This is a genomic window from Psychrobacter sp. PP-21 (assembly GCF_033790785.1).
Lineage (GTDB): Bacteria > Pseudomonadota > Gammaproteobacteria > Pseudomonadales > Moraxellaceae > Psychrobacter.
Genome location: NZ_JAMYEB010000009.1, coordinates 104,236 through 113,199 on the forward strand (window position 1 = coordinate 104,236; position 8,964 = coordinate 113,199).

The 8,964-nt window shown below is 44.5% G+C and carries 1 protein-coding gene; it reads right to left on the bottom strand.

The window, feature by feature from the left end:
• Positions 1-35: 35 nt before the first annotated feature.
• Positions 36-8,954, bottom strand: coding sequence for a Calx-beta domain-containing protein (locus NJD71_RS09075; protein WP_319051645.1), 8,919 nt, complete (start codon positions 8,952-8,954; stop codon positions 36-38).
• Positions 8,955-8,964: the final 10 nt, after the last annotated feature.

Consider the following 8,964-nt stretch of genomic DNA (forward strand, 5'->3'; position numbering starts at 1 on the left):
AGATAAAAGTCAAACCCCGTACTAGTTGAATAGACCTATATAATAATATTGGTCGTAATATCAGTCTGAATCAACAGATCGTGCGTTCCATTGGTATCTGAGAAGCTATAGACATCGTAGCTAATACCATCCTGCGATACAGTAGTATTCGTATCCGTCCATTCATCGGTCAACGTTACACTATCAGAACTATCACCATTGATGATCAAATCTTTATCAGTAAGTACTGTATCATTGATAATATCAAGCACATCATTAGTGGACAGATTGGTAAGCGCTTGAGCGCCATTACCTGTCATATCGATGACTTCAATACTCTCAAACACAGTAGCATTAAAGGTGCCAAAATCAATGGTGGTACTATCTTCATTGATGAGTATGGTGTCGATACCAGTGCCACCATCCATTAAGATATTGTCAGCAGCAAAGACTATCGTATCATTGCCTGTACCGGCATCAATCGTATCTGCGCCTGCACCGCCGTTAATTGTATCATTGCCAATGCCGCCATTAATTATGTCGTTACCAGCATCGCCATTCAGGACATCGTTACCTGCGCCACCACTGATAGTATCATTACCGATGCCACCGTTAATGGTATCGTTACCGGCATTGCCAGTTAAAGTATCATTGCCAGCATCACCATTAAAAATATCGTTTCCACTACCACCGACAAACAAATCATCGCCTGCGCCGCCAGTATATTTAAGCGCAGACGTCTGGTTTACTGAAATTAAAGCATCATCGTCAGGGGTGCCATTGAATACTAAAGTAGGCGCTACATCGATATTAATGGTACCTGGGTCTGTGACAAAAGTATCCCCATTGCCCGTTTCAACTGTTTCTAATGTAATGGTTAAAGGACCAACATAAGATGTCGCCGATTGTACACGCAAATTGTTAATACTTTCATAAGGTACTCCTTCGATAACGTAGGTTTGTATACTGGCATTCCACGTTACGTTTAATGGCGCGCCATCTCTGGTTGTTACCTGTAGTACATCACCATATAGATTGTCACCAGTTACAATGATATTAACGGTTTCACTGCCGTCAATATCTTCCATTGCAGCATTTAAGTTGAGCGTCGTCCACTTACCTTGGAAACCAACCAAAGTAGATGGATTAAATACGATTTCATCGGCCACAGGTGTCACATCTAAGGTCACTACAAGCGGGGTACTGGCCAAACCACTGTCACTGATGACGCTGACTTCAATATCTGAAACCGTGCCACTGACATTCTCAGGCGCTTGAATAAAGATATTATCCATCTCACCTACTTCACCACGATTAATGTTATTTAACTGACTGGCATTGATTGACCATGAGTTATTGTTATTACCACCTGAGACGCCATTGTTACTGGCTAGAACAGTGTCTCCTGCAGTATTAACGTAATACACCAGATAACCATTAGGCACCTCGTCTAAAGTGATCGCTGCTGCATCGTCTCCTTCATCTACTGGATTGATCTGATAAGGTATGGCTATGAGTGTATCCTCATCCCCCGTTGCAGTAACCATTAAATCATCATCTCTATCCAAAATAGCCAATGCATCTGGTTGTGCAGCAACTGCGATATCGTAACTGTGCTGATATGTCAATGTCACGCTATCATCACCATTGATCTCATCGACTTCATTGTGTGCTGCGTATACATTCACTACTGCCGTGCCATCTTCATTTTCGGCAGGGGTATAATTGACCGTGATCGTGTCAGCAGGGTTGATACCATCGATATCACTGTCTGTATCTGCAACATCAACGACGTAGTAAGTACCAGCAGGAATATCGCCCACTTGACCATCGGTCAACGTGACAGATACTAGTGGGTTGTTACTACTATCAGTCAGCACACCAGTACCACCATTGACATCGGTCAAACCACTCTCATCGAGTTGTAGATAAAGCCTACCATCAACCAGAGAAACATAGTCTCCATCTGCACTATTGGTCAAGTTGATGTTGATGGCAACAGGGGTATCCTCATTGACGGCCAATGCTGTAGTCTGACCATCGTTGTCGAAAGGATCAGTGATTGGTGTTATCTCTACATTAACATCGTCAATTCTCAAATTGTCTTCTAGACCCCGATCGTTCAGCGCAGTGAATTCAACATTAAAACTGAGCTCTTGACCAACATTAGCCTCATTGGTACTAAAGTTTTCAGGTGGCGTCAAAACAACATTACCTAGCGCTTGATTAGGTGTTAGGTTCGCACTGGCTTCAACGCTAACAATCCACTGACCTGCGACTTGCTGTACACTTACGTTTGGATTATTGCTACTCAACACTGTGCCTTCAGGTAGATCGGTTAGTAAGAAGCTATAAGCACTAACTACATTTGTATCGCTCAACTCAGCATTTACTAAACTAGACAATAAAATAGCAGCATCTTCTGACTGAGGCGCAGGAGTAACATTGAGCGTATCGATCAAATCAACCGTTCCAGGATCACCGCCATTCCCGTCTCTCGTCAAGGTAATAGGGAATATACCTACAACAGTCGCTTCACTACCATCGATGCCCTCTCCATTGATATCTTGTGTGACACCTACTACAGTGACATTGAAGGTGCCTACAGGGATATCGTTGGTTTTTGGGTTGCGAGCCAATACCAGTGTATACTCTGGCGCTGAGTCTGTAATGGCCGTATCTGGTACGTCGACATACCAGGTACTACCCGCTAGGATACCACCTTGTACAATAATACCATCAGGGACGTCGCGAACCTCTAAGCGAGTAAACAACTCAGACCCGTCCTGGTCAGGTGAGGATATGGCGACAATCGCTGACGCCGTATCATCTGTACCATTATTATTGATACTGTTGTCGGTAACATCTACGCTTATCGTTGGTGTGTCAGTCACTGCTTGGAATGTCACGTTTACATTAGCCGTTCCTGTTGATGATTGACTGCTAATCGTAGCGTCGTCCGCGAGTGATGCGGTATCTGTATAAGTGTACTCAAACGGCAATGTGACATTGTCATCGCTATGGCGCTTGTCATCATCGTACCTAATCTCAATCGTTTGATTGGGACCATATGAATACGTTTCATTTGCATTCAGAGGCACTTCGACACCATCGACACGTAGTGATAAGTCTCTACTTATCAAGTCATTAGCCCTGAGTATTACAGTCTCAAGCGACTCATATCCAATATCGCTGTTGCCTGGCACGACTGTATCGTCACTCACAAATGCTGCAAGGAAATTGACAGTTGCCCATACATCCTCTGTTGCTAGCACTTGTGGGTTGTTGACTACCCCATCGGCAGCATCAGGTGTAATTAATACAGAGACCGTTCTTGTGCCGTGAGTCACACTATTGCCAGACACTACTTCTGTCGTCGTTCCTGTAATGGTCAGCTCGATATCACCAGCAAAGTTTTCAGGCGTTGTCAGTTTTGCTGAGCCGTCTTTGAGAGCGTCTAAAGATACAGACCAGCTACGAGTACCTTCACTTTCACTACCGCCTAAGAACACTGCTCCCGTGATGCCAAATCCTATAGGCACGCCTGTCACCTTGTAAGTGACCTGCTCTGCTGCTGGACTACCAGTATCATAAGCGGCAATATTGGCAGTATCAGCAAAGAACGCTGACAACGATATGCTGTCATTGCCAGCGCCTTCGATACCAACATACGTATAATCTTTGGTGACAGACTGCTCATCGATATCCACTATCGTTGCAGTCTCAGTTGCTAGGTTGTCATTTACAATAAGATCTGCTAGACCAACGACACTAATAGGTAAGTTCAATGTTGCGCTAGAAGCACTGATGTTTCCATCGCTCTCTCTACTGACTGCTGATACTTGGAGATTGGCTTTGCCGCTATAGTTTTCAGCTGGTACAAAGTATAAATCGCTCACTGTATTGGTGTAATTAGCTATGGTTACTGAGCCCCCAATAGTATCCAACAGCGTCAGTGTCCCATCATTATCGGCATATAGCTGAGCGCCTAGCGGAATGTCTGTAATAGTAACATCGTAAGCTTCAGAGCCATCATCGTCACGTGAGCTTGGGCGGATATTCAAAGGAATACCATCAGTAGGAATAACAACTGCAACTGATGACCCATCACGATTATTACCACCGCTAATTGCCTGATCCTCTAAACCTGTAGCAGGGTCGACACCTAGCGTAACTTGGTCAGCAACACCTGCAACTGTGAAAGTTAAGTAACTCTCACCACTCGTTACTGGCTCGATACTAGTGTCTGTATCTTCATCATAGTCAATAGTCACAGCTTCTACCTTGACTGCTGTCTCAGCAGTAGCCGATACCGAAGTGACTGTATAATCACTATAGTCTTGCGGCGGGGTCACAGTAACCGTGTTCAGATAAGCGGCTGGGATATCGACACCCGTTCCATTATCTGTAAGCGACAAGGTATTACTACCGTTGTTATAGGTAAATACGGCGCCTTCAATGGCAGTAAACACACCACTGTCTCTACTACCAAACGTCAGATGAGCATAAGTCTGCTCAGAATCATTGAGAGCAGTAGTATGGCTTTCTTCTCCAAAATCAACCGTATCATCTTGGTTTGACCAGTTATCGAGTAATCTGAATGTACCGTCAACACCAAGGTCAAATGCAGCGTCTTCTTGCGCTACAGCAGTGTAAGTGTAGTCTGGATTAATGGTTAAGTCAGGCGTACCATCACCATCAATATCACTACCCACAACTTCGGCTACAGGCGTGATGTTAATCGTTTGGGTTAATGTGGTTGTTTCACTGATAGCAACGGCTACATCTCCATCATCATCCAAATCTGCACTGGTTACTTCAAAGTCGATATCAGTATCTGTTGAAGACTGCGCAGGTGGCGTAAGCGACAAGCTACCCAAGTCAGAGGTGTCGGTAATAACAATCACCGTACCGCCACTCGCGCCTACTGTATCGGTGGTACCATCGTTATATGTCCAACCTTCCGGCAAGGTAAATCGAATTGCAGTGATGATTTCGGCAACAGCTGAGCTGCCGTCTTGGTCATCAAGTACTGCAAAATTAAACTCATCAAGTGTGAAGGCTGTATCTTCAGTTGTACTAACATCATTCGCTACTACTTGACCAGCAACAGGTGTCACGGTCAGATTAACGTTAACAGTATCGATTAGCTCAACCGTTTTATTTCTTGGAGATGAGTCAGTATCGTGGTCTTGGGTAAATAACGACACGGTAATATTACTCATATCTTGTGAGTTATATTCAGCTGATGTGATGCTAATTTGCGGCTCTGAGCCACCATTGACTCTCAAACTAGTAGATGTCGGTGCGGCAGCATTAACACCAATCAATACCTGACCGTTGGTATCAACAGTATACTCGGTCACCCTACTACTACCAGCAGGTATAAATGAGACAACAGCATCTGGCTGTAATCCGCTAATTACGAAACCATAGGTCTCTAGACTTCCACCTCTACCCACTAAGTCACCAAAATTGGTGGTGATTGGTAAATCAACAGACTCACCTTCATTTACAGTGACCGTTAAGGTATCTCCCGTGACTTCATTCTGGTCATAGCCAAAGGTACTATAGTCAATACTATTATCATCATTAGGGTTATTATTCGCAGCATTATTATCTTCAGTATCCGTCACAGCTTGGACTTCAATATCAATAGTGACGGTACTCTCTGCACCATCAACATTAGAACCATTTACTTGTGCAATATCACCATTGTCATCGACCTCGTATTCAGTTACCGACATATCAAATGAGATATTGGTAGCATCGTCGGTAGGTGGCGTTAGTGTCATCGCTTCAAATTCAGCACTGGTCATGGTGATGGTTGGTGTGCCTGCATTGTTGATTATTTGGTCATTAGTCAAATAATCACTTAATAATATGGTGATGTCAGCACCAGTTGATGCATAGGTATTACCCCCGTAGTTTAGGGTTGCACTATCTGGTATACCCGTTAAGGTAATCAAACCGATACGTTCAGGGTTGTCAGTAGCATTCCCTATGCCATCTAAATCCGCATCATCACTAATAACAGGTGCTTGTAAACCTAAGCTAGCAGTAGTGTTATCTTCGTCAGTTGATAATGCAATATCATCACCAATATCTGGTGCATCTGATACTGGATTGACGGTGATCGTCAGTGTCTCTGTACCGCTTTCTGGAGTTGCGGCATTAGGACCATTATTGACAGCAATAGTGACCACTGGTACGGTGCCACTAAAGTTTTCAGCAGGATCAAAGATATAGCTTCCATCAGTGTTTATGGTCAGCTCACCAATGATAGAGCCGTCTATAGTGACGCTAGTAGCAACACCTACGTTGAATGTCCCCATCATACCAGCAACGGTATAACTATCGACAGTTAACTCTGTATTGGCATCAGCATCTGCAGTATCGTTTGCAAAAATACCATTGGCAGCCGCCACTGATAATACTGTATCTTCATCGGTACTATCAGTATCATCTACAAGCGCGATACTATCATCAGTACCTGTAATGGTCACTTCAATGTAGCGAAGCTCACTGGTACTGATTTCGTTACCATTAACAGCATTGGTGATACCTTCATTATCATTGACTTGTACGGCATAACGAATGGTGATGGTTTCCCCTTCAGGAAGGAAATCAATGACGTCCGCCTCAGCATTAATACTCCAGCTACCCTCTTCAAAACTGCCTGCATTATTATCTGCTTCAAATATACTTGATAAGGCTGCTTTTTGAACATCTGTTAATGGATTGGCATTGGTGAAGGTTGTGTTGTTTGAGTCATAGACATAGATGTTTTCTGCCGCGATTTCACTAATCGTCGGCTCATCACTGTCATCAGTATCCGCAAAGCTAAGGGTACCCGTTCGAATGATAGCAGTACCATCAGCCTGCTCGGTTATTGCTGCAGCAGTTTCGATGATGTTGTTACCGTTCGCAACGTTAGTGATGACAGGTCTATCGTTAGTACCATTGATAGTCACAGTCAAAGTGGTCGTACTGGTATCACCATCAGCATCTGTGATGGTGTAGTTGAAGGTTTCGGTTAAAGGTTCATCATCGACAGCAAGATATTGTACTGCATCGTTATCAAGATCGTAACTGTAACTGCCATCTGCATTGAGCGAAAGCACACCATATTCACCTTGTGTACTTCCGCCTACTGTACCCGTCACCGTGGTAGATGTAACTGATTCTATCGCCGTGACAAGTGTTGCGTCTACCCCTAAACTGTCGGCGACATCTGTTGCAGCGGCACCTGTAGCCGTGAGCACGTTACCTGTTACTTTGTCTGTCTCTTCAGTAAGGCTATTAGTATCTGGATTGGCAGTAGGTGCGGTATCAATGATACGAATATCTAACGTGTCAGATGAAGTCCCACCTGCACTATTGGTGAGATTGACAGTAAACTGGTCTAATACATTGTCACCAGCGGTGTTGTGCATTTCAGCACTGCCATCTTCGGTATATGCATAAGTGAGCGAGCCTGTGGCCGAGTTGTAACCCGTAATAACCAGTTGGCCTTCGCTACCATTTATAATCACAGGATTAGCAGCGGTGGCTGTGGTCACATCGACACTGTTGATAGTCAGCGCTGCGACACTTTGCGGGTTAGTGATATCGATAGCGCCAGTCACATTGTTACCTGTGCCTTCAACCACGCTGTTATCTTGTGGTGTTGTGGCTGCATCTGTATCTTCAATAGTGACGGTTGGCGCTATATCATTGTCAGTAATGACGGTGGTAACACTTGCTTGCGTGCTATCAATACTGGCATTGAGTGATGGATTAGATAAAGCGATAGTATAGTTCTCAGAATTTTCAAACAGGGTGTCGTCAGTAATAGCAACCGTTACCGTTTTGGTTACCTCCCCTGGTGCAAAAGTCAACGTACCTGAGTTTGCACCATAATCAGCCCCAGCAGTGGCTGTACCATTACTGGTGGCATAATCAACCGTCACAGCCGTTGATGATGGGTTGGTTAAGCTAACGGTATAAGTGACCGTACCAGCATCTTCATTTACTAAAGTAGCACCAACAATTGAAACAACAGGCGCAGCATCGTTATCAATGATGGTACCAGTCGCTGTGCTTGGTGTGACTTGGTCAGTTGCGCTTGCTGTCAGTGTAATGGTTTCATCTGGCTCATCAATATTGTCATCCACAGTAGGCACACGTACGATTATGCCATTCGTGCTGTTAGCTGGAACATCGACACTAAAAGTGCCATCTACAGCAACAGTGACTGTGCTAAAGGTGTTGCCACCATCTAAGCTTACTTCGACAGACATATTCGTGTCTGTGCCAAGTACCGCTGTACCATTCGCTAACGTCAGCGCTACTGTTGTATCAGACTCAGATAGGTTGCTCAAATCAACGGTGAACTCAAGAGTATTCCCCTCAACCACACTGTCTCTAGTGACAATTGCAGTCGGCTTATCACCTGCTTGAGGTGTACCGTCTACCGCATCTTCATCTAAAATAGTGCCAGTCGCAACAGCACTATCAATGTCTGCATTATCAGCACTAGTGACCACAAAGCTGAGCTGCTCACTGCTCTCAAAGATATCATCATTATTAGTAGTGACGATAATAGCAGGTGCTGTTTGGCTTCCTGCAGGAATTTTGATCTCAAGTATAGTACTACCATCTAAAACTTCTGCTATGACCGTAGCATCGGTAATAACCACTTGATCACCAGTCGCATTGATATAGATAATCGAAGCAATATCTGCCGCTTCTACGTCACTACTTGGATCAACTGTCACTTGCACTGTAGTGTCAAAATTACTTTCACTATCTTGCTCAACCGTAAAGCTCAAGACATTGTCCACCCCTTCAATCGATTGCGCATCAGTGGCAGCAATGCTAACGCTCGGCTTGTCGCCCTCGTTGACGGTGCCGTCTGCTGCATCTTCGTCGAAGATGGTGGCGACATCAAAGGCGGTGCCAATGCTGGCGTTGATCGGATTGCTGATGCTCATGCTTAGGGCT